Raw genomic sequence first — 20,032 nt, forward strand, 5'->3', positions numbered from 1 at the left:
GTCAGGCGTCCTTCTGCTTGGTGCCGAAGATCCTGTCACCGGCATCACCCAGGCCCGGGATGATGTAACCATGATCATTGAGGCGCTCGTCGATGGACGCGGTGTAGATGCGCACATCGGGGTGGGCTTTTTCGACCGCGGCGATGCCTTCGGGCGCGGCGACCAGGACCATTGCACGGATATCCTTGCAGCCGGCTTTTTTCAGCAGGTCGATGGTCGCAACCATGGAGCCGCCGGTGGCCAGCATCGGGTCAATGATCATTGCCAGGCGCTCGTTGATTTCCGGCACCAGCTTTTCAAGGTAGGTGTGCGCTTCCAGTGTTTCTTCGTTGCGGGCAACACCGACGGCGCTGACCTTGGCACCCGGGATCAGGCTCAGCACGCCTTCGAGCATGCCGATGCCGGCGCGCAGGATCGGCACCACGGTGATTTTCTTGCCGGCGATTTTCTCGACCTGGACCGTGCCGCACCAGCCATCGATGTCGTAGCTTTCCAGTGGCAGGTCCTTGGTCGCTTCATACGTCAGCAGCGCTCCGACTTCCTGGGCGAGCTCGCGAAAATTCTTGGTGCTGATGTCGGCGCGGCGCATCAGGCCGAGCTTGTGGCGGATCAGCGGGTGGCGGATCTCGAGGGTGGGCATAGGAAAAGGCTCCGGAAGGCGGGCAAAAAAACGGCGCTAGATTAATCTATTCAGCCATGTGTGTCCTGTGGGCATCATGGACGTTAGTCCAGAAACGCTTGATCTGATCCGAACGGATGCGTACCTTTGCCCGCTTTTCTTCCACAGCACCCCTGGAGAGCGACATGTCCGCTGATCTCGAGCACATCCGTCAAGTCATGCGAGAGGCCGACTGCCTGTACGCCGAAGCCAAAGTCGAAGCGGCTATCGCCCGTGTTGGCGCCCAGATCAGTGCTGAACTGGCCGAAAGCAACCCGGTGGTGTTCTGTGTGATGAACGGCGGCCTGATTTTCGCCGGCAAGCTGCTCACGCACCTGCAGTTCCCGCTGGAAGCTTCCTACCTGCACGCTACCCGTTATCGCAACGAAACCAGTGGCGGCGAGCTGTTCTGGAAAGCCAAGCCGGAAGTTTCCTTCATTGACCGCGACGTGCTGATCATCGACGACATCCTCGACGAGGGTCACACCCTGGGCGCCATCATCGATTTCTGCAAGCACGCCGGCGCCCGCGCGGTACATACCGCTGTGTTGATCGACAAGGATCACGACCGCAAGGCGCGCCCTGACCTCAAGGCCAACTACGTCGGCCTGCCGTGCGTCGACCGCTACATTTTCGGTTACGGCATGGACTACAAAGGCTACTGGCGCAACGCCAATGGCATCTACGCAGTCAAGGGTCTCTAACCATGAGCCAGCCCGGTTTTCTCGATCAGTCGCTGTTTGCCGAACTGGCTGAAAAGGCCGCGGCCAGTCCGCGCGGACGTCAGCACCATAACTTCCACCAGATGGAAGAGCCCTGCCACCGCATGGCGGTCGGGCTGCAGCCCGGCACTTATATTCCGCCGCACCGGCATCTGAACGCCGACAAGGCGGAAACCTTGATCGTACTGCGGGGTACGCTGGGCCTGTTGATCTTCACTGAAACCGGTGAAGTGGTGGCCAAGCGCGTACTCAAGGCGGGTGGCGATTGCCTGGGCGTGGATTTGCCTCCCGGCACTTTCCATGGCCTGGTGGTTCTGGAGGCCGACTCGATGATGTTCGAGTGCAAGGCTGGCCCCTATCGCCCGGTGGGCGAGGGCGAAATGGCCAGTTGGGCGCCGCGTGAAGGCGAGCCTGGCGTGGCCGAGTATCAGGCCTGGATGCGCGCTCACTTCGACTGATGTTGTCCGCTTCACCGATGGCAGGGCCGTGCTAGAGTGCTGAGCCGCTTTCACGGAGCCTGCCATGCGCCTGTTCACCCTGTTGTCGTTATCGCTCGCCCTGTCACTGACCGCCACGCTCGCCCCGGCAGCGCCCATGCACAGCCAGTTCCTGCCGCCGGACGACCAGAGCTTGCGCGAGGGCAACCCTGAACAGCAGCAACTGTTGCAGATCACCGATTACAGTGTGGTGGTCGGTAACCAGCGCCAGTCCAACCAACAACCGATTCCGGTGACTTCGCCCTTATTGCTGCGCATGAAAGGCAAGCCCTTGAACAAAGGCGCCACCGTCAGCCAGGTGTTGATCAGTTTCGACGCCGAAAGCAAAAGCCTGAAAAAACCCCTCTTCGATGACAAAACCCGAGTCCTGACCCTCAACTACCCGTTGAGCCAGTACCGGGTGATTCTCGACTTGTTGCGCAACGACACGGTGTACGTGCAGTTCCTCAGTTACGCCAACGGCCACGTCTGGGCCGATTTGCACACCGGAGCCGTACGCGCGCGTTGAGCCTTGTGCCTGCCGGGGGGTAAACTGCCGGCCCGTGAAAATGTCCGCGATCGTTCAGTTGGAGTCGGCAATGCGTAAAGACAAGAAGCAGGTGATTGGTGATGAGATCGGCGATGCGCAGATCAAGTTGTTCCTCGAGTTCGAACCGGTCGAGGCCACTTCGCCGTCGCTGCACAAACTGATCAAGGCCTACCGTGGCCTGCGCATCGACGATTTCGAGCGCTTTGTCGGTTTCTTCCTGGAGGCCGGTTACGACCTGAATGGCAAGGATGAGCACGGCAATGACTTCGTCGCCATCATCAAAGACCAGCGCAATGCGCCGGAGTACATCGAAATCATTGAAAAAGCCCGTGGCTGATTGATTTCGAGCCATAAAAAACGCCCCGAAGGGCGTTTTTTTATGGGCGCGAACCTTACGCGTAGTGCTCGGTCGCGCTGTTCTTCTCGACCAGCTCCAGCATTTCGTCGCTGTGGGTGGTGACCTTCCGGTACAGCGCCGCATCGGCTTCCAGCGCCTTTTCACGGGCCGGGAAGATTTCCTTGAGCTTGGCTGCCCAAGTGCTGCGGGTTTGTTCGGGGAAGCAGCGCTCGATCAGTTCCAGCATGATAGAGACCGTAACCGATGCACCAGGGGATGCGCCCAGCAGTGCGGCAAGCGACCCATCCTGGGCGGCCACCAGTTCGGTACCGAACTGCAAGACGCCGCCTTTTTTCGGGTCTTTCTTGATGATCTGCACGCGTTGGCCGGCCACTTCCAGGCGCCAGTCTTCTGCCTTGGCCTCTGGGTAGAAGCGACGCAGGGAGTCCAGGCGCTGTTCCATGGACTGGCGCACTTCGCTCATCAGGTAGCGGGTCAGGTCCATGTTGTCGCGGGCCACGGCCAGCATCGGGCCGATGTTGCTGGCGCGAACGGACAGCGGCAGGTCAAGGAACGAGCCGTGCTTGAGGAACTTGGTGGTGAAGCCGGCATACGGCCCGAACAGCAGGGACGTCTTGCCATCGACCACGCGGGTGTCCAGGTGCGGCACCGACATGGGCGGCGAGCCGACGGCGGCCTGGCTGTAGACCTTGGCCTGGTGCTTCTTGACCACTTCCGGGTTGTCGCAGCGCAGCCACTGGCCGCTGACCGGGAAGCCACCAAAGCCCTTGCCTTCCTCGATGCCTGACAGTTGCAGCAGCGGCAGGGCCGCGCCACCGGCTCCGAGGAACACGAAGCGGGCATCGACGTCACGGCTGTTGCCGGTGTTGACGTCCTTGATGCTGACCGTCCAGCCATCGCCCTTGCGGGTCAGGCCGGTGACGCGCTTGCAGTACTTGACCTGCGCATCCGGCGCGCTGGCGAGGTGCTTGAGCAGCTTGTTGGTCAGGGCGCCAAAGTTGACGTCGGTGCCGTTCATCACGCGGGTGGCGGCAATGCGCTGGTCGGCTGGGCGGCCCGGCATCATCAGCGGCATCCACTCGGCCATCCTGGCCTTGTCTTCGGTGTATTCCATGTCAGCGAACGCATGGTGCTGCTTGAGCAGCTCAAAGCGCTTCTTCAGGAACGCGATGCCCTTGTCGCCCTCGACATAGGACAGGTGCGGGACCGGATTGATGAACGAGCGGCACGACCCGAAGGTGTCCTTCTTGGCCAGATAGGCCCAGAGCTGCTTGGACACTTCGAACTGGGCATTGATGTGCACGGCCTTCTTGATGTCGATGGAACCATCGGCAGCCTGAGGCGTGTAGTTCAACTCACACAGCCCGGCGTGTCCGGTCCCGGCGTTGTTCCAGGGGTTGGAACTCTCCGCGGCACCCGAGTCCATCAGCTCGATGACTTCCAGCTTGATCGCCGGGTCGAGCTCTTTGAGCAGTACTGCGAGGGTGGCACTCATGATGCCGGCCCCAACCAATACCACGTCGACTGTTTCGTTCTGCGCCATTAACGCGTCTCCAAAATCTTTCAGCACCAAATTGACAGCATAGGATCCACAGGCCTGCAACGATTGCCGGGTATCCCACAGGTCAGGCTAACGCTCGCCCGCGGACCACCCATGGCCAGGATCGCCATGTCCGATTCTTCGCAATGTTCTGCAACGTCAGCGGACGCCACCAACCGGGCTTTGCGTTCCCTATGAACGCATTTTGCGACCGGTGCGGCAATTCGACTTATGGTCGAGGCATCCGTTTTGCGTAGTGGACAGGCATCAGACTCCCAGGGTGAGTGAGGAATCCATGCAGCGCATAAGGGCTGATCGGGACGCCGAAAAAGCATTTACACATGCCAAACTGTTCATTTGCTCGCCACACTCTTGTGAAGTAGTGAATAACCGTTTTTTCACGCTCTTTTGGATACGTGAACCTCAAAAATGGAGCTGCGCGTGCGCAGATCCGGCAGGTCAGTGCGAGTGGGGAGCGCTGAAAAACAGCGGGCACGCCAGCGTCACATCGCCTGTGTGGGCGGCTCTCTGTGGGCGGTTCGGAAGTGCTTATGCGGGGCATGAGCGGTGGTGCGAGGCCCGATCAGGAGACGTCCTTATAATCGGGGGGAGATTATAGCGATGAAACGCGCGGAATTGATCTTAATTAATGGACTTTTATCGCCTGGCGTATCAAGCGGCCAAGGCACGCGACAGGCGGGAGCGTGGCGCAAGGCTCTGGACGCGGGCGTTGGCGGGTAGAAACGGGTTGAGCCAGTGCGGGCGAATCTCTTCGATTTCGACCCGGCCCAAGCGCATGGCGGGCCTTCCTTCTTCGATTGCCTGCAAGATTACCCGACGCCGATGAGATGAAAATGACAGCGGCCTAACGCACGGTTACCACGCGGCGCGGTCCATAGCTGGTGAGGCAGGGCTCTGGCCCGTTATACTGCGCCCCTGTCAATGCCTATTCCCGGAGAGATGAGCATGTTGCAACGCCTGTTGTTCGGTTTGATCGCTGTGACCAGTCTGACCCTGGTCGGTTGTGCCCACAGCCCGCAACAACTTAGCCCGCAACCGAAACTGACGGCCCAACTGGCGCCGGTCGGTCATGGTCAGCCGGTTGTGGTCCGCGTGGTCGATGGCCGCACCTCGCAAGCCTTGGGCACTCGCGGTGGCCTGTACCCGGAAACCAGCGCCATTACGGTCAGCAGCAAAGACGTGCTGCCCAAGCTGCAGGCCCAGGCCGAGGCCGCCGTGCGGCTGCTGGGCTTCACCCCGACGCCGAACGCCTACAACGCCCCTCAGTTGACCGTTACCCTGGCAGACTTGAAGTATCAATCGCCCAAGCAAGGCCTGTATGTGACCGAGGCGACCATCAGCGCCACCTTCCGTGCCGATGTGAACAACGGCGGTCGTCGTTACAGCGGTCGCTACGGCGCGTCCCTGGACCAGCGCTTCGGCATGGCGCCGAACCAGGAGACCAACACCAAGCTGGTCGGCGATGTCCTCAGCGATGCGCTGACTCGCCTGTTCAAGGACCAGACCATTGGTCAGGTGCTCGGCCAGTAATCAGCTCGCGCTGACATGAAAAGCCCGATGCCGCCCAACGGCATCGGGCTTTTTTCATGGATTCGTTCAGGCCGCTTCGCTGTAGAAGTCGAGCATGCTGATACCCGTATGCAGGTCGACTTCGGGCAAATCGAAATGCTGAAGGCCGCCCAGGGCGCAGTACACCAGCCACTGTCGGTCCTGAACGTTGATCGACAAGCCGTTGATCAGGTCTTCCTGTTCGTCGCTCGGGGTGATCAGGTAAAGGCGATCCTGGTTCTGTGCATGCAGCATGACAAGGCTCCTGTCGGGTCGGGGTGCAATACCTTCGCTTGTCTGGATGACGAGCGTATGACGGCCTGAATTAATCGCTGGCCGGTTCGTCATTGGTCGTATGGCTGCAGGCTTTTGCGAGCGCATTGCGTAGAATCGGCGCCGCTCGATACGTTTCAGGATTTATGCCGAGGTTTTTCGATGTCGCTGCAAGTGTTGTGGACCCTGTTCAACGCCCATCCAGCCAAGCTGGTGAACATTCTGGCGCTGCTGTTTGCCTGCCCGGGCGGCTGGCTGCTGCATGCCACGCGCTGCCGCGAACTGCGGGCACAGGCCAATCTGGCGGGGCAGGGGGAGTCAGCGGTGGCGCTGCTCGATGCGCCGACCGTGCGCATGAACCGGTTTTTCTACCGTTTCGGGTTTGCGTGCCTGGGGATGGCACTGCTGGTGTCCTGGATCAGCACCCGCCTCTAAATCTCAAAAGCTCGCGGCCAGGCCGGAACGCCGGACCGCCGCTCCTACATGAGACCGCGTTCTCATGTAGGAGCGGACCTGGCCGCGATGCGGCCCGCAGGGCCGCCCAGCGATCTGAAGCTTAAAGCGACAACCCCGCCTTCACCCGATACTGATTACGCACCGGCATCGCATACTGCAGCACCAGGTACGGCCGATGCTCGGCCGGGCATGCGTCCAAACGCCGTTGCCATTCAGCCTTGGCCTTCTCCAGCTCATCCTTGGCGAACACCGCTTCCGCCTTGGGCACGCCCAGCGCAGGGTCCGCATCGGCCCATTGCGCATACGCCAGGTAATGCACCGGAAACAGGCGATAGCCGCCCAGAATCTCGCGGTCCACTTGTGCGGCCAGCTGCTTGGTGTCGTCGAACGACTGGGTGATCGGCGCGGCGAAGTTCACGTGCACCCGGCCCTTGTAGCCGGTGATGCCCTGGGCGATGCTCACGTCGTCTTCGCCCGGCGCTTTGGTATAGCTACCGGTGGTGGCACGGATGTACAGCTCGCGGGCCTTGGCCTGGTCGCACGGGTCGTATTCATAGCTGATCGACACCGGCGTCAGGTTCAGCGACTGGATCACTTCACCGAACGGCTCGTCCTTGCGGCTCATGTGGAACATTTTCAGGATCGCCGAATCGGTGCGGTCATCACCGTCCTTGGCGCGGCCTTCGGCCTGGGCAATCCAGATCGATTGGCAGTCAGTGCGAATCGAGTGGTTGATGTACGCCGAAAGCAATTGATAGGCCGCCAGCTTCTCGCGGCGCCCGCTGATCGAGCGGTGCACGATAAAGCTTTTGTTCAGGCGCATCAGGTCGCTGACAAACGGCTTTTGCAGCAGGTTGTCGCCAATGGCAATGCGCGGCGTCGGCAGGCCCGCGTGGTACACCGCGTAGTTGACGAAGGCCGGGTCCATCACGATGTCGCGGTGGTTGGCCAGAAACAGGTAGGCGCTGCCGGATTTGAACTGCTCCACGCCCGTGTAGGTCACACCGTCAGTGGCTCGTTCAATCGTATGATCGACGTAGAACTCGACTTTATCTTGCAAGGTCGCCACACAATTGACTTGGGCGAACTCTTTGCGCAGGCGCTTGGCTATCAGTGGGCGCAGCGCCCAGCCGAAGGTTGTGGCCATGCGCGGGAAGCGAAAGTGGGTGAGGATATCCAGAAATGCCTGATCGCTGAGCAGCCGCGCCAGCACGGCAGGGACCTCGGCGTCGTTGTACGGTCGGATGGCATCGAATTCGCCCATCATGCTCTCTTGTTGGAAACGGCTAGGGTAATAGGTAAGGCTTCGGTCTGAAAAATGACCCTCAGACACGGAACGGGCCTTCAAATAGACCGGCGATTATACGCACAACTCACTGCGCAGGCCCCAGATGCTGGAAACTACACACTATGAATGTCCCTATTGTGGCGAAGAGGTGGAGACCACGCTCGACCTGTCCGGGGGCGATCAAACCTATATTGAAGACTGCGCGGTCTGTTGTCGGCCGATCACCTTCATTTTGCAGGTTCACGGTGACGAATGGATGCTCGAAGTCAAAAGCGAGAATGAATGATGCAGCGGATCTACGAGCCGGAAGACCTGCTGGAAGGCGAACTGCTGCTGTGCATGCTGGCCAGTGAGGGCGTGGAGGCGCACCTGGCCGGCCGTGATCTGGTCGGTGGAGTGGGTGAGCTGCCGCCGTTGGGCTTGCTGTCATTGAATGTCGAGAATGACCAGGCGCAATACGCACGCCAGCTGATCGCCGAGTACAATGCTGCCTTGCCACTGCCGGGCGACGAGCCGGACAGTTTTCCCGGTACGCTGGTTTGTTGAAAGAGAGTTTCTTGCCTGATGTGTGGACGTTATGCGCTGTTCCGTTGGTCCCCGGCCTTTGCGGCGTTGCCCGGTTTTCCGGCCGACCAGCGGGCGCAGTGGAATATTTCCCCCGGTGATTCGGTGCTGATTCAGCGCCAGGATGAAAACGGCCTGAATCTGGCGCGAGCCCGCTGGGGCCTGACCCCGCCATGGCTGACCGACCTGTCCCGCACCCCTGCCCACGCCCGCGCCGAAACGCTGGCCGAGCAGCCCATGTTCCGCGAACCCTTCAGGCTGCGCCGTTGCCTGCTGCCGGCCAACGGCTTTTACGAGTGGCGCGGCTCGGTGCGCAAGCGCCCTTACTGGTTGACGCCCGGGGAGGGTTCGTCACTGTTTTTTGCGGCGATCTGGGAAGCCTACCCGGTGCAGGAGCAGGTCTGGCTGAGCGTGGCGGTGGTCACCCAAGCGGCCATGGAGCAACGCCGGCCATTGATTCTCGATGCGGCGGGCCAGGCCGCGTGGCTGGCGGCGGATACGCCGCTGCCGGTTTTGCAGACACTATTGGCGGCCCCGCAAGCCAGCTTGCGCGAACGGGTGCTGGCCAATCTGGTCAATGATCCGAAACTCAATGCCCCGGAATGTCTGACCCCGGCCTGACGGCACTTCCTGCCCGGGACACTGTCTTATCGCGGTAGCGCGCAGGCCGACGTGGGCCTAGCATACGCGCCAGGATTCCAGGGAGTGATGTCATGCGTAAGTCTTTTGTAATCGGCGCGCTGAGCGCCAGTGTGCTGCTCGCTGGTTGCCAACCGGTGAACACCACCAGCGGCGGCGCGGTGGGTGTCGAGCGCCAGCAATACATGTTCAGCATGCTGTCCACCGACCAGGTGAACCAGATGTATGCGCAGTCCTACCAGCAGGCGGTGGGGGAGGCGAGCAACAAGGGCGTGCTGGATAAAACCAGCGCCAATGCCAAGCGGGTGCAGGCGATTGCCAACCGGCTGATCGCCCAGACGCCGAAATTCCGCCCGGATGCGGCGCAGTGGCAGTGGGAAGTCAATCTGATCAAGAGTGATGAGCTCAACGCCAACTGCGGCCCGGGTGGCAAGATCATTTTCTACAACGGCCTGATCGACAAGCTCAAGCTCACCGACGATGAAATCGCCGCGGTCATGGGCCATGAAATCGCCCACGCCCTGCGTGAACACGGCCGTGAAGCCATGTCCAAGGCGTATGGCGTGCAAATGGCCAAGACAGGTGCCGGCGCCTTGCTCGGCCTGGGCCAGGACAGCCTGGCACTGGCCGACACCGTGGTTCAGTACAGCCTGACCTTGCCCAACAGCCGCAGCAACGAAAACGAAGCCGACTTGATCGGCCTGGAATTGGCCGCCCGTGCCGGCTACAACCCGAATGCCGCGATCACCTTGTGGGAAAAGATGGCGCAAGTTTCGGGCGGCTCCCAGCCTGAATTCATGAGCACTCACCCGGCTTCCAGTAGCCGGACGGCATCGCTGCAAGCGGCGATTCCGAAGGTGATGCCGCTTTACGAGCAAGCCAAGTAGGAGCCGGGCTGAACCCAATGCCGGTTAAGGCGAGATCCATGTGGGAGCGGATTTATCCGCGAATTCAGACACCGCGGTTTTTCAGGCATTGCGCGGCGCCTGGATTCGCGGATAAATCCGCTCCCACATCTAGGTTTTCGGCGCTCCATTCCTTAACTGACTGGCATTGGGGCTAGACCCGCGATGAAAGCGACGCGATCTTAGGTAAGACCGCGTCGTGGCCATCGCCAGCAAGCTGTGCTCCTACACCCAGCCACTCACCTTCATCGCCGAATACACCGCCACCACCGCCAGCACGAAGAACGCACAGGCCGCCAACCGGCGAATCAGCGTCAACGGCAGCTTCTCGGCCGCGAAATTACCGGCCAATACCACCGGCACGTTGGCAATCAGCATGCCCAGGGTGGTGCCGATAATTACCATGATCAGATACGGGTACTGCGCCGCCAGCATCACGGTGGCGACTTGGGTCTTGTCGCCGATTTCAGCGATGAAAAACGCAATCAGGGTGGTCAGGAACGGGCCGAACTTGCGGGCGCTGCTGGCTTCGTCATCGTCCATTTTGTCCGGGATCAGGGTCCAGAGCGCGGTGGCGGTGAAGCTGGCGGCGAGGATCCAATGCAAGGTGGCTTCGGAGAAGAAACTTCCGACCCAGGCACCCACGACGCCGGCAGCGGCATGGTTGGCCAGAGTAGCGGCAATGATGCCGGCAATGATCGGCCAGGGTTTTCGAAAGCGTGCAGCAAGGATCAGCGCGAGCAATTGGGTCTTGTCGCCAATTTCGGCCAAGGCCACGATCGCGGTGGGTACGAGAAGGGATTCGAGCATCAGGGTTCCTACGGGGGCGGGTCGACACGGCTATGACACGTACAGCCTTCCCGCCCCGGGTAAGGTGTGCGTGTCATAGGTCTTGTCAAACCCGTAGGCCCGTCTGAGCGGACCTGGGTCGCACGCGCCATGGTCTGTGGACCAAGTATGTTGACGCGGGCCGGACGAGCCGAGGGCTCGTGGGAGACTACTCCCCTAGGACGGAGCGGATTCTGCCTAGCCAAAACCGATTCGGCAAGCGAAGTTTTCAGCCGCGGGTGGCGCGGTAGATCCGAAAACCCTGGCCTTCGGCGCGCAGTTCACAGTTGCCCATGGTCGCTTCGATCAATGGCTGATAGCGCAGGAAGCTGTTGGCTACCAGCCGAAGTTCGCCGCCTTTTTTCAGATGTTCTGCCGATTTTTGCAGCATGGTTTCCGAGGCGCGGTAATCGGTATGCACCCCGGTATGGAACGGCGGGTTACTGAGAATCGCATCCAGATACCGTGGCGCCGCATCAATGCCATCGCCGCAAATGACCTCACCTTCCAGACCGTTGGCGGCCAGCGTCAGGCGGCTGCTGGCGACCGCGAAAGCGTCCACGTCGAGCAAGGTCAGTTGGCTGGCCGGGTACTGACGCTTGACGGCTGCCCCGAGCACACCGGCCCCGCAACCGAAATCCAGCAGGTGTCCCTTCGGCAGCTGCTGCAGATGTTCCAGCAACAACGCCGTGCCGCGATCAAGCCGACCATGGCTGAACACCCCCGGCAGGCTGACAACCGTCAGCGGGCCGTCGTTTAGTGCCAGTTCGTAGCGCTGGGCCAGGCTTTCCAGCGCCACCGCAGCGGGTGCGTTTTCAACAGTGACCTGCCAGAGCTGGCAGTGGCGGGCACTGTCGAGCTTGCGTGGCTTGCCAAAGGCATGCAGCTGTTTGGCTGCGCCCTCGATGCCAGCGCGCTTTTCCCCGACCAGAAACAGCTCGCGGCCTTGCAGCTGCGAGGCGAGGGCATTGAGCAGGTAGCTGGCCAGGTCCCGGGATTTGGGCAAGAACAGCACGGCGCCATCGAACGGCTGTTGTGGCACCTGCACGCCAAAGTGGCTTCGCCCGGCGAAGCGCGCCTCAAGGGCTGCCTGATCGCCGGCGTGCCAGCACCAGCCTTGAGCGTGCGGCAGTTTGCCCAACAGGTCATCGGCGGGCAGGCCGGCCAGCATCAGCCGACCCTGGAACAAGTCGGCCTGACGAAGCAACACTTCACTGCGCGGGTCCATGGCGGGCTCCTGAAAAAAGGGCGAAGTCTACCAGACCCGTGGGCGTCAGCTGACCACTCGGCGTGGGCTACCGGCAAAAAACGCCTGAGCGTTTTCCATCAGCTGGTCGACGATGCGCTGGCGTGCCTCGCGGCTGCCCCAGGCGCTGTGCGGGGTGACGATCAAGCGTGGAATATCGGCGGCCAGCAGCGGGTTGCCGTCCACCGGCGGCTCGACGCTCAGTACATCGGTCGCGGCGCCGCCCAGGTGACCGTTACGCAGGGCATCGGCCAGCGCCTGCTCGTTGATCAGGCCGCCGCGCGCGGTGTTGACGATATAAGCCCCCGGTTTGAGCAGCGCCAGTTCATCGGCGCCGATCATGTTGCGCGTGGCGTCGTTGAGCGGGCAGTGCAGGGTCAGGGCGTCGACCTGCGGCAGCAGTTCATCCAGTGGCAAACGGTCCGCGCGCGACGGTCGGCCCGGCAATTGCCCGAGCAGCACGCGCATGCCGAAGGCTTCGGCCAGCCTTTCGACGGCCCCGCCCAGTTCGCCATGGCCGAGCAGGCCGAGGGTTTTGCCTTCCAGTTCGACAATCGGGAAATCCAGCAGGCAGAATTGCTTGGCCTGCTGCCAGCGACCGGCGGCCACCGCCTGTTGGTAATCGGGCAAGCGGGTCGCCAGTGCCAGCAACAGAGCCAGGGTGTGCTGGGCCACCGATGGGGTGCCGTAGCCCTGGCAGTTGCTGACGCAGATCCCTTGGGCGCGGGCGGCCTCCAGGTCAACGTTATTGGTGCCGGTTGCCGCGACCAGAACCAGTTTCAGGTCAGGGCAGGCGGCCAGGGTATCGGCATCCAGTACCACCTTGTTGCTGATCGCCACCGTGGCTCCTTTCAGGTGCTCGCGAAGCTGGTGCGGCGAAGTGCTGGGGTACAGCTCAAGGCTGTCGAAGCACGCTTTCAAGCCGGAAAAGTCCAGGTCGCCCAGGTCCAGCGAACTGTGATCGAGAAAAACGGCGTGGTGGGTGCTCATCGGTCAAACTCCATGTGCGCTGAGGGGCGGGCGGGGTGTTTATCCTAGCGCGAGTGTTTGCTGGAGGGGAGCGGCGACGCTCGGGAAAATCCTCGGTAACTGTACCTGTCGCCCAGTGACTCAAACGGCGTACTGTTATGTTCTGGAAATAGTTTGTTACTTGGGAGTGCCTGATGTACTGGACGGAATTCTTGACCGTTGCCCTGATTCACCTGCTCGCCGTGGCCAGCCCAGGCCCTGACTTCGCCGTGGTGGTGCGCGAAAGCGTGACCCACGGGCGCCGCGCGGGTACCTGGACGGCCTTTGGTGTGGGCAGTGCGATCTTCCTGCATGTGGGTTACTCGCTGCTGGGGATCGGCTTGATCGTGTCCCAGTCGATCGTGCTGTTCAACGCCCTCAAATGGCTGGCGGCAGCGTACCTGGTGTACATCGGCATCAAGGCCCTGCGCGCCGGCCCGGCAGCGGCTGGCAGCGAATCCCTTGAAGTCGACAAGACCGAGCGCACCCCACGTGCCGCCTTCGTCGCAGGCTTCATGACCAACGGCCTGAACCCCAAGGCGACGCTGTTCTTCCTGTCGCTGTTCACGGTGGTCATCAACCCGCACACGCCACTGGCCGTGCAGGCTGGCTACGGTGTGTACCTGGCGGTGGCAACGGGTGTGTGGTTCTGCCTGGTGGCGATGCTGTTCAGCCAGCAACGGGTACGCGCAGGCTTTGCCCGCATGGGCCACTGGTTCGACCGGGCCATGGGCGCTGTGCTGGTGGCGCTGGGCATCAAGATTGCCCTGACCGAGATGCATTGACCCGTCAAACGTCGACACGCCCCGGCGGGCAAATCATACCTTTGGCTGATTTGCCCGCCGTCGCTGCGCTCTACAGTAGAAACCTCTTGTCTAGTCTTGTGCACTTTGAAGAGGGATTTCCATGTTGCAGACGCGCATTATTCCGCCGGCCGAAGGCGCCTACGAGTTCCCTCTATTGATCAAGCGCTTGCTGATGTCTGGCAATCGCTATGAGAAAACCCGCGAAATCGTCTACCGGGACCAACTGCGCTACAGCTACACAACGCTCAACGAACGGATCGCCCGGTTGGCCAACGTGCTGACCGAAGCCGGGGTAAAGGCTGGCGACACCGTGGCGGTGATGGACTGGGACAGCCATCGCTACCTGGAATGCATGTTCGCCATCCCGATGCTCGGCGCGGTGGTGCATACCATCAACGTGCGCCTGTCGCCTGAGCAGATCCTGTTCACCATGAACCACGCCGAAGACCGCTTCGTGCTGGTCAACAGCGATTTTGTCGGGCTCTATAGCGCCATCGCTCCGCAACTGACCACCGTCGAGAAAACCCTGCTGCTGACCGATGGCGATGAAAAAACCGCCGACTTGCCCAACCTGGTCGGCGAATACGAGCAACTGCTCGCCGCCGCCAGCCCAGACTACGACTTCCCGGATTTCGACGAGAACTCGGTCGCCACCACCTTCTACACCACCGGTACTACCGGCAACCCCAAGGGCGTGTACTTCACCCACCGCCAGCTGGTGCTGCACACCCTGGCGGCGGCCTCGGTGGTCGGCGGCATCGACAGCATCCGCCTGTTCGGCACCGACGATGTGTACATGCCGATCACCCCGATGTTCCACGTGCATGCCTGGGGCATCCCGTACGTGGCGACCATGATGGGCATCAAGCAGGTCTACCCGGGCCGCTACGACCCCGAGTTGCTGGTGAAGCTGTGGCGCGAGGAAAAGGTCAGCTTCTCCCATTGCGTGCCGACCATTCTGCAAATGCTGCTGAACGCCAAGACCGGCCCGGCCGATTTCAACGGCTGGAAAATCATCATTGGCGGCAGCGCGCTCAACCGCGCGCTGTACGAAGCGGCCAAGGCCCGTGGGATTCAGCTGACAGCGGCGTATGGCATGTCGGAAACCTGCCCGCTGGTGTCCTGCGCCCACATCAACGAAGAGCTGTTGGCTGGCAGCGAAGACGAGCGCATCACCTACCGCATCAAGGCCGGTGTGCCGGTGCCGCTGGTGGAAGCGGCAGTGGTTGATTGCGATGGTAATTTCCTCCCCGCCGATGGCGAGACCCAGGGTGAGCTGGTGCTGCGCGCGCCATGGCTGACCATGGGTTACTTGCGCGAAGCAGAGAAGGGCGCCGAACTGTGGAAGGGCGGCTGGCTGCACACCGGCGATGTGGCAACGCTCTGCAGCATGGGCGTGATCGACATCCGCGACCGTATCAAGGATGTGATCAAGACCGGTGGCGAGTGGGTCTCGTCGCTGGAGCTTGAAGACTTGATCAGCCGCCATGCGGCCGTGCGCGAAGTGGCGGTGGTCGGCATCCCTGACCCGCAGTGGGGTGAGCGCCCGTTTGCCTTGCTGGTGGCGCGTGAAGGCCAGGTAATCGAGGCCCGCGAGCTCAAGGAGCACCTCAAGCCTTTTGTCGAAATGGGGTTGATCAACAAGTGGGCCATTCCCAGCCAGATCGCCCTTGTTACTGAAATTCCCAAGACCAGTGTCGGCAAGCTGGATAAAAAGCGGATCCGCATGGATGTCAGTGAGTGGCAGGCCGCCAACAGCCCCTTTTTGTCCACCCTTTGAACGACCCTGCGCCGTGCCCGCTCGGGCACGGCTTCCTCAGCCAAGCAAGCGCTTGGCTTGTCAAGCCGCGATTTTGAGCGATTCCTGGCCTGTGCCAGCCTGCGATGTCGCGCCACAATAGGCGTGCCAGACCGGCGCAATCTGCAAATCACACTTTAGAGGGATCAAGCCCTACAACCCGTTGGCTATAGTCGGCTCAGAGGATTTTTAGGAACGGGGCCACGTGCAACCCAATGCACATTGCCACTTTGACCGACCAAAAAACTGTCCAGAACAAGGTCGATCGATGCGTTTTTAAAAGGACTCCTGCCATAACAAAAAGTACATGGAGTAGCGTCGATGACAACTGCAAAACCCTTTTGGCGCCGGGCACGACTGCCCCTGGCCGTCAGCCTCGCTTCCACGCTCGCAGGTCCCGCCTTCGGCGTCAGCTTCAACATTGGTGAGATCGAAGGCCAGATCGATTCGTCGCTCTCCGTGGGGGCCAGTTGGTCGACCGAGAAAGCCAACAAGAACCTGATCGGCGTCAACAACGGTGGCAGTGGCCTGTCCCAAACCTCGGACGACGGTCACCTGAACTTCAAGCGCGGGGAAACCTTCTCGAAAATCTTCAAGGGCATCCACGACCTGGAGCTCAAGTACGGCGATACCGGCGTGTTCGTGCGCGGCAAGTACTGGTACGACTTCGAGCTCAAGGACGAAAGCCGCGAGTTCAAGGACATCAGCGACAGCAACCGCAAGGAGGGCGCCCAGTCATCCGGCGGGCAGATCCTCGACGCCTTCATCTACCACAACTATGCGATCGCCGATCAGCCCGGTTCCGTGCGCTTTGGCAAACAGGTGGTGAGCTGGGGTGAAAGTACCTTTATCGGCAATGGCATCAACGCCATCAACCCCATCGACGTGTCGGCCTTCCGTCGCCCTGGCGCCGAGGTCAAGGAAGGCCTGATCCCGGTCAATATGTTCTATGTGTCCCAGAGCCTGACCGACAACCTCTCGGCTGAAGCCTTCTACCAGCTGGAGTGGGACCAGACCGTTGTGGATAACTGCGGGACCTTTTTCTCCCAGCCGGACATCATTGCCGACGGCTGTGACAACAACCTGCGGGTGCTGAACAAACGCTCCACCTTATCGCCTGGCGCGCAGGCTTTCCTGGCCTCGCGAAACGTCAATATCAACGAAGAAGGCGTCCTGGTGCGTCGCAGCGGTGATCGTGATGCGCGGGACAGCGGCCAGTTCGGCGTCGCATTTCGCTACCTGTTTGATCCGCTGGACACCGAGTTCGGCGCTTACTTCATGAACTATCACAGCCGTGCGCCGATCTTCAGCGCCACCAGTGCGTCGGCCCAGACCTTCCAGAGCCTGGGGGCTCTACAGGGCGCCCAGCAAGCGCTGGCCCCGATCATTGTGGCGGGCAACTCCAGCTACTTTGTCGAATACCCCGAAGACATTCGCCTGTATGGCCTGAGCTTCTCGACCACCCTGCCTACCGGCACGGCCTGGAGCGGCGAGATCAGCTACCGGCCCAACGCGCCCGTGCAGCTGAACACCACCGACATCCTCTTCGCCGGTGTACGGCCAATACCGGCCCTGACCAACGCCTCCTTGCTCAGTGGCCCTGCGGGACAGGATCTGCACGGTTACCGTCGCAAGGAAGTCACCCAGTTCCAGACCACCCTGACGCACTTCTTCGATCAGGTCATGGGCGCCAGTCGCCTGACCCTGGTGGGTGAGGTCGGCGTGACCCACGTCGGTGGGCTGGAAAGCACTTCGGACGTGCGTTACGGCCGCGATCCGGTCTATGGCCCCGGTGCCCTGCCTGCCACCGGCGCGGCCAACACCTGCTCGGCGATCCTCAATACCAGCACCATCAACGGTGCAGGCCCAGGTGCGGCCACCAACAACCGCAGCCGCAACTGCAACAACGAAGGCTTCACCACCGCCACCTCCTGGGGCTATCGCGCCCGGGCGATCTGGGACTACAACGACGTCTTCGCCGGCGTAAACCTCAAGCCCAACGTGGTCTGGTCCCATGACGTCGACGGTTATTCGCCAGGCCCTGGCGGCAACTTCGAGGAAGGCCGCAAGGCGGTGAGCCTGGGGGTCGATGCCGAATACCAGAACACCTACACCACCAGTCTGTCCTACACCAACTTCTTCGATGGCAAGTACACCACCGTGGACGACCGCGACTTCGTTTCGCTCAGCTTCGGCGTGAACTTCTAAGTACAGAGAATTCGGGGCAATCATGAAAATGAACACAACCAAACAGCTGTTGCAGGTCGGTGTACTGGGGGTGTCGATGCTGGCGACCAGTGTGATGGCGGCGGTCTCGGCCACTGAAGCGGCCAAGCTGGGCACCACCTTGACGCCCATGGGCGCCGAAAAGGCCGGTAACGCCGCCGGCACCATCCCGGCCTGGACGCCGCTGTCGAAAACCGCCGGCAGCGTGGACGGCAAGGGTTTTTTGTCCGACCCATACGCCAACGAGAAACCGCTGTTCACCATCACCGCGCAGAACCTCGACCAGTACAAGGACAAGCTCGCGCCCGGGCAGATCGCGATGCTCAAGCGCTACCCGGAAACCTTCAAGATACCGGTGTACCCGTCCCATCGCGGCTCCACCGTGCCGGATGACGTGTTCGCCGCCATCAAGGAAAACGCCACCACCACCAAACTGGTGGCAGGTGGTAACGGCCTGGAAAACTTCAAGTCTGCCATCCCTTTCCCGATCCCCCAGGACGGAGTTGAGGTTATCTGGAACCACATCACCCGCTACCGTGGCGGCACCGTGACTCGCCTGGTGACGCAGGCCACGCCACAATCAAACGGTTCCTACAGCCTGGTGAATTTTCAGGACCAGTTCGTGTTCCGCGACAAGATGAAGGAGTACGACCCGAACAACCCGGGCAACATCCTCTTCTACTTCAAGCAGAAAGTGACCGCGCCGGCGCGTCTGGCCGGTGGTGTGCTGCTGGTGCACGAGACACTCGACCAGGTGAAAGAGCCGCGTTCGGCATGGGTCTATAACGCTGGCCAGCGCCGCGTTCGCCGCGCGCCGCAAGTGTCCTACGACGGCCCGGGCACCGCCGCAGACGGCCTGCGCACTTCCGATAACCTGGACATGTACAACGGCGCGCCGGACCGCTACGACTGGAAGCTGGAAGGCAAGAAAGAGATGTACATCGGCTCCGACGCCTACAAGCTCGACTCGCCGTCACTCAAGTACGCCGACATCCTCAAGGCCGGCCACATCAACCAGGACCTGACCCGCTACGAGCTGCGCCGGGTCTGGCACGTCGTTGCCACCCTGAAGCCGGGCCAGCGCCACATCTACGCCAAGCGTGACTTCTACATCGACGAAGACACCTGGCAAGCGGCGGTGATCGACCACTACGACGGCCGCGGCCAACTGTGGCGCGTGGCCGAGGCCCATGCCCAGCAGTACTACAACGTGCAAGTGCCGTGGTACACCCTGGAAACCCTCTACGATCTGCAGTCCGGCCGCTACCTGGCACTGGGCATGAAGAACGAAGAGAAGAGGGCGTATGACTTTGGCTTTACCGCCAATACCAGCGAATTCACCCCGGCGGCGTTGCGCCAGGAAGGGGTTCGGTAATAGCTGTATTTTTGGGGCCGCGCAGCGGCCCCAAATATCACCACCGATTCAACCGCCAGCCTTGTCCTGCTCAGCCTCCAGCCCATCCAGCAAGCCATCCACCAGCGCCTTGGCCATCTCGGCCGAATGCACCGCAGACCACAACATCCCACGACCTGCTTCGCCGGTGTGGGGTACGGCTTCCTGCGAGGTCGCCAGCACACATCTGAGGTACAGCGAGGTATGCACCAGCGCGTCGTGAATCCCGATACCGCCGAGGACGGCAAACAGCGGACCGTGCGGGGCATCGCAGGTACCGAAGGGGGTGAGAACGGTTTTGATTGAAGTGAGGGGTGGGTCGGGTACTGTTTTTTTCATGGTGGTTATCCTCTTGGGAGCGCCACCCAGCCGTTTCCACAACGTTGGGTGACAGCTGTGCGCGGGGTGGAAAACCGGTGTAACCACCAAACCCGGCAGGGCCGAAGCCCTCCCGCGCGCAGCCGCCATTGAGCGACATGCCAGAATGGTTACATCCGGGTTTCCACACCCGATCGCTGAACATTCAGCGACCGGAAAAGCCTAGGGATGGAGCTTCCCGGGGACAAGTTCATGGCAGGCGACAGGGTTCGTAGGATATTTCCGGTGGCTTGCCAGTCGTTAGAGGAATGCGGAAATCAGCAGAAAGATTGCTGCCCTATTTATGTAGGAATATTCGAGATTGTTGGGGCTGCTTCGCAGCCCATCGCGGCCAGGTCCGCTCCTACAAAA

Annotated in this window: 23 protein-coding genes and 1 riboswitch; of the genes, 14 read left to right on the forward strand and 9 right to left on the reverse strand. The window is 61.3% G+C overall.

Annotated features, from left to right (window positions below; translation table 11 throughout):
• Nucleotide 1 precedes the first annotated feature (1 nt).
• Entirely contained in the window at nt 2-640 is a 639-nt protein-coding gene (gene upp, locus GUY40_RS08280) for a uracil phosphoribosyltransferase (protein WP_166568463.1), read from the reverse strand.
• Between the two features lie 164 nt (nt 641-804).
• Between upp and GUY40_RS08285 the strand changes: the two genes are divergently transcribed.
• The 4 genes from GUY40_RS08285 (at nt 805) to GUY40_RS08300 (ending at nt 2,743) form a co-directional block, all read left to right on the forward strand.
• Nucleotides 805-1,362, forward strand: a complete 558-nt coding sequence (locus tag GUY40_RS08285) for a hypoxanthine-guanine phosphoribosyltransferase (protein WP_166568464.1) — start codon at nt 805-807, stop codon at nt 1,360-1,362.
• 2 nt (nt 1,363-1,364) lie between these two features.
• Nucleotides 1,365-1,838, forward strand: a complete 474-nt coding sequence (locus GUY40_RS08290; protein ID WP_166568465.1) for a WbuC family cupin fold metalloprotein — start codon at nt 1,365-1,367, stop codon at nt 1,836-1,838.
• Nucleotides 1,839-1,902: 64 nt separating this feature from the next.
• A complete protein-coding gene (locus tag GUY40_RS08295; RefSeq protein ID WP_166568466.1) occupies nt 1,903-2,385 on the forward strand; it encodes a hypothetical protein in 483 nt (160 codons plus the stop codon).
• A gap of 70 nt (nt 2,386-2,455) precedes the next feature.
• Entirely contained in the window at nt 2,456-2,743 is a 288-nt protein-coding gene (locus GUY40_RS08300) for a PA4642 family protein (RefSeq protein ID WP_166568467.1), read from the forward strand.
• Nucleotides 2,744-2,798: 55 nt separating this feature from the next.
• Here GUY40_RS08300 and mqo read toward each other — a convergent pair whose 3' ends face one another.
• Both mqo and GUY40_RS28220 read right to left on the reverse strand, forming a co-directional pair.
• Nucleotides 2,799-4,307, reverse strand: coding sequence for a malate dehydrogenase (quinone) (gene mqo, locus GUY40_RS08305; protein WP_166568468.1), 1,509 nt, complete (start codon nt 4,305-4,307; stop codon nt 2,799-2,801).
• A gap of 669 nt (nt 4,308-4,976) precedes the next feature.
• Entirely contained in the window at nt 4,977-5,102 is a 126-nt protein-coding gene (locus tag GUY40_RS28220; protein WP_256675680.1) for a hypothetical protein, read from the reverse strand.
• Nucleotides 5,103-5,270: 168 nt separating this feature from the next.
• Here GUY40_RS28220 and GUY40_RS08310 point away from each other — a divergent pair, with 168 nt between their 5' ends.
• Nucleotides 5,271-5,855 carry a YajG family lipoprotein gene (locus GUY40_RS08310; RefSeq protein WP_166568469.1) on the forward strand — a complete coding sequence of 195 codons (585 nt, stop codon included), beginning with the start codon at nt 5,271-5,273 and terminating at the stop codon, nt 5,853-5,855.
• Nucleotides 5,856-5,921: 66 nt separating this feature from the next.
• Here the strand turns inward: GUY40_RS08310 and GUY40_RS08315 are convergent, their stop codons facing one another.
• Nucleotides 5,922-6,128, reverse strand: a complete 207-nt coding sequence (locus tag GUY40_RS08315; protein ID WP_166568470.1) for a hypothetical protein — start codon at nt 6,126-6,128, stop codon at nt 5,922-5,924.
• A 180-nt stretch (nt 6,129-6,308) separates the two neighbouring features.
• On the opposite strand from GUY40_RS08315, the gene GUY40_RS08320 reads away from it, so the two are divergent.
• On the forward strand, nt 6,309-6,581 hold the full coding sequence (locus tag GUY40_RS08320) for a hypothetical protein (protein ID WP_166568471.1): 273 nt from the start codon (nt 6,309-6,311) through the stop codon (nt 6,579-6,581).
• A 121-nt stretch (nt 6,582-6,702) separates the two neighbouring features.
• On the opposite strand, the gene GUY40_RS08325 is transcribed toward GUY40_RS08320, so the two are convergent.
• The gene (locus tag GUY40_RS08325; protein ID WP_166568472.1) at nt 6,703-7,869 is read right to left on the reverse strand and encodes a 1-acyl-sn-glycerol-3-phosphate acyltransferase; all 1,167 of its coding nucleotides are present in this window, start codon (nt 7,867-7,869) and stop codon (nt 6,703-6,705) included.
• Between the two features lie 124 nt (nt 7,870-7,993).
• On the opposite strand from GUY40_RS08325, the gene GUY40_RS08330 reads away from it, so the two are divergent.
• The 4 genes from GUY40_RS08330 to GUY40_RS08345 all read left to right on the forward strand — a co-directional run bounded on the left by GUY40_RS08330 (nt 7,994) and on the right by GUY40_RS08345 (nt 9,980).
• Entirely contained in the window at nt 7,994-8,176 is a 183-nt protein-coding gene (locus tag GUY40_RS08330; protein WP_166568473.1) for a CPXCG motif-containing cysteine-rich protein, read from the forward strand.
• Nucleotides 8,176-8,436: a putative signal transducing protein gene (locus tag GUY40_RS08335; protein ID WP_166568564.1), complete on the forward strand. Its 261-nt coding sequence runs from the start codon at nt 8,176-8,178 to the stop codon at nt 8,434-8,436. The genes GUY40_RS08330 and GUY40_RS08335 overlap by 1 nt, the downstream gene beginning before the upstream one ends.
• A gap of 18 nt (nt 8,437-8,454) precedes the next feature.
• Nucleotides 8,455-9,075 carry an SOS response-associated peptidase gene (locus GUY40_RS08340; RefSeq protein WP_166568474.1) on the forward strand — a complete coding sequence of 207 codons (621 nt, stop codon included), beginning with the start codon at nt 8,455-8,457 and terminating at the stop codon, nt 9,073-9,075.
• Between the two features lie 92 nt (nt 9,076-9,167).
• A complete protein-coding gene (locus GUY40_RS08345; protein WP_166568475.1) occupies nt 9,168-9,980 on the forward strand; it encodes a M48 family metallopeptidase in 813 nt (270 codons plus the stop codon).
• Nucleotides 9,981-10,223: 243 nt separating this feature from the next.
• Here the strand turns inward: GUY40_RS08345 and GUY40_RS08350 are convergent, their stop codons facing one another.
• The 3 genes from GUY40_RS08350 to GUY40_RS08360 form a co-directional block, all read right to left on the reverse strand.
• Nucleotides 10,224-10,808 (reverse strand): TMEM165/GDT1 family protein, encoded by a 585-nt coding sequence (locus GUY40_RS08350; protein ID WP_166568476.1) that lies wholly within the window; start codon nt 10,806-10,808, stop codon nt 10,224-10,226.
• Nucleotides 10,809-10,896: 88 nt separating this feature from the next.
• A riboswitch (yybP-ykoY riboswitch) is annotated at nt 10,897-11,016 on the reverse strand.
• Nucleotides 11,017-11,055: 39 nt separating this feature from the next.
• Complete coding sequence (locus tag GUY40_RS08355; protein WP_166568477.1) at nt 11,056-12,054, reverse strand: class I SAM-dependent methyltransferase; 999 nt, start codon at nt 12,052-12,054, stop codon at nt 11,056-11,058.
• A 45-nt stretch (nt 12,055-12,099) separates the two neighbouring features.
• Nucleotides 12,100-13,062 (reverse strand): 2-hydroxyacid dehydrogenase, encoded by a 963-nt coding sequence (locus tag GUY40_RS08360; RefSeq protein WP_166568478.1) that lies wholly within the window; start codon nt 13,060-13,062, stop codon nt 12,100-12,102.
• A gap of 173 nt (nt 13,063-13,235) precedes the next feature.
• Here GUY40_RS08360 and GUY40_RS08365 point away from each other — a divergent pair, with 173 nt between their 5' ends.
• From GUY40_RS08365 to GUY40_RS08380, 4 genes are all read left to right on the forward strand, one after another.
• Nucleotides 13,236-13,865, forward strand: coding sequence for a LysE family translocator (locus GUY40_RS08365; protein ID WP_166568479.1), 630 nt, complete (start codon nt 13,236-13,238; stop codon nt 13,863-13,865).
• 121 nt (nt 13,866-13,986) lie between these two features.
• The gene (locus GUY40_RS08370) at nt 13,987-15,666 is read left to right on the forward strand and encodes a fatty acid--CoA ligase (RefSeq protein ID WP_166568480.1); all 1,680 of its coding nucleotides are present in this window, start codon (nt 13,987-13,989) and stop codon (nt 15,664-15,666) included.
• A gap of 339 nt (nt 15,667-16,005) precedes the next feature.
• Nucleotides 16,006-17,892 (forward strand): DUF1302 domain-containing protein, encoded by a 1,887-nt coding sequence (locus GUY40_RS08375; protein ID WP_166568481.1) that lies wholly within the window; start codon nt 16,006-16,008, stop codon nt 17,890-17,892.
• 28 nt (nt 17,893-17,920) lie between these two features.
• Nucleotides 17,921-19,285 carry a DUF1329 domain-containing protein gene (locus tag GUY40_RS08380; protein WP_166568565.1) on the forward strand — a complete coding sequence of 455 codons (1,365 nt, stop codon included), beginning with the start codon at nt 17,921-17,923 and terminating at the stop codon, nt 19,283-19,285.
• A gap of 48 nt (nt 19,286-19,333) precedes the next feature.
• Here GUY40_RS08380 and GUY40_RS08385 read toward each other — a convergent pair whose 3' ends face one another.
• Nucleotides 19,334-19,642: a DUF3077 domain-containing protein gene (locus tag GUY40_RS08385; RefSeq protein WP_166568482.1), complete on the reverse strand. Its 309-nt coding sequence runs from the start codon at nt 19,640-19,642 to the stop codon at nt 19,334-19,336.
• Nucleotides 19,643-20,032: the final 390 nt, after the last annotated feature.

The sequence above is a fragment of the Pseudomonas sp. R5(2019) genome (genome assembly GCF_009905435.1).
Lineage (GTDB): Bacteria > Pseudomonadota > Gammaproteobacteria > Pseudomonadales > Pseudomonadaceae > Aquipseudomonas.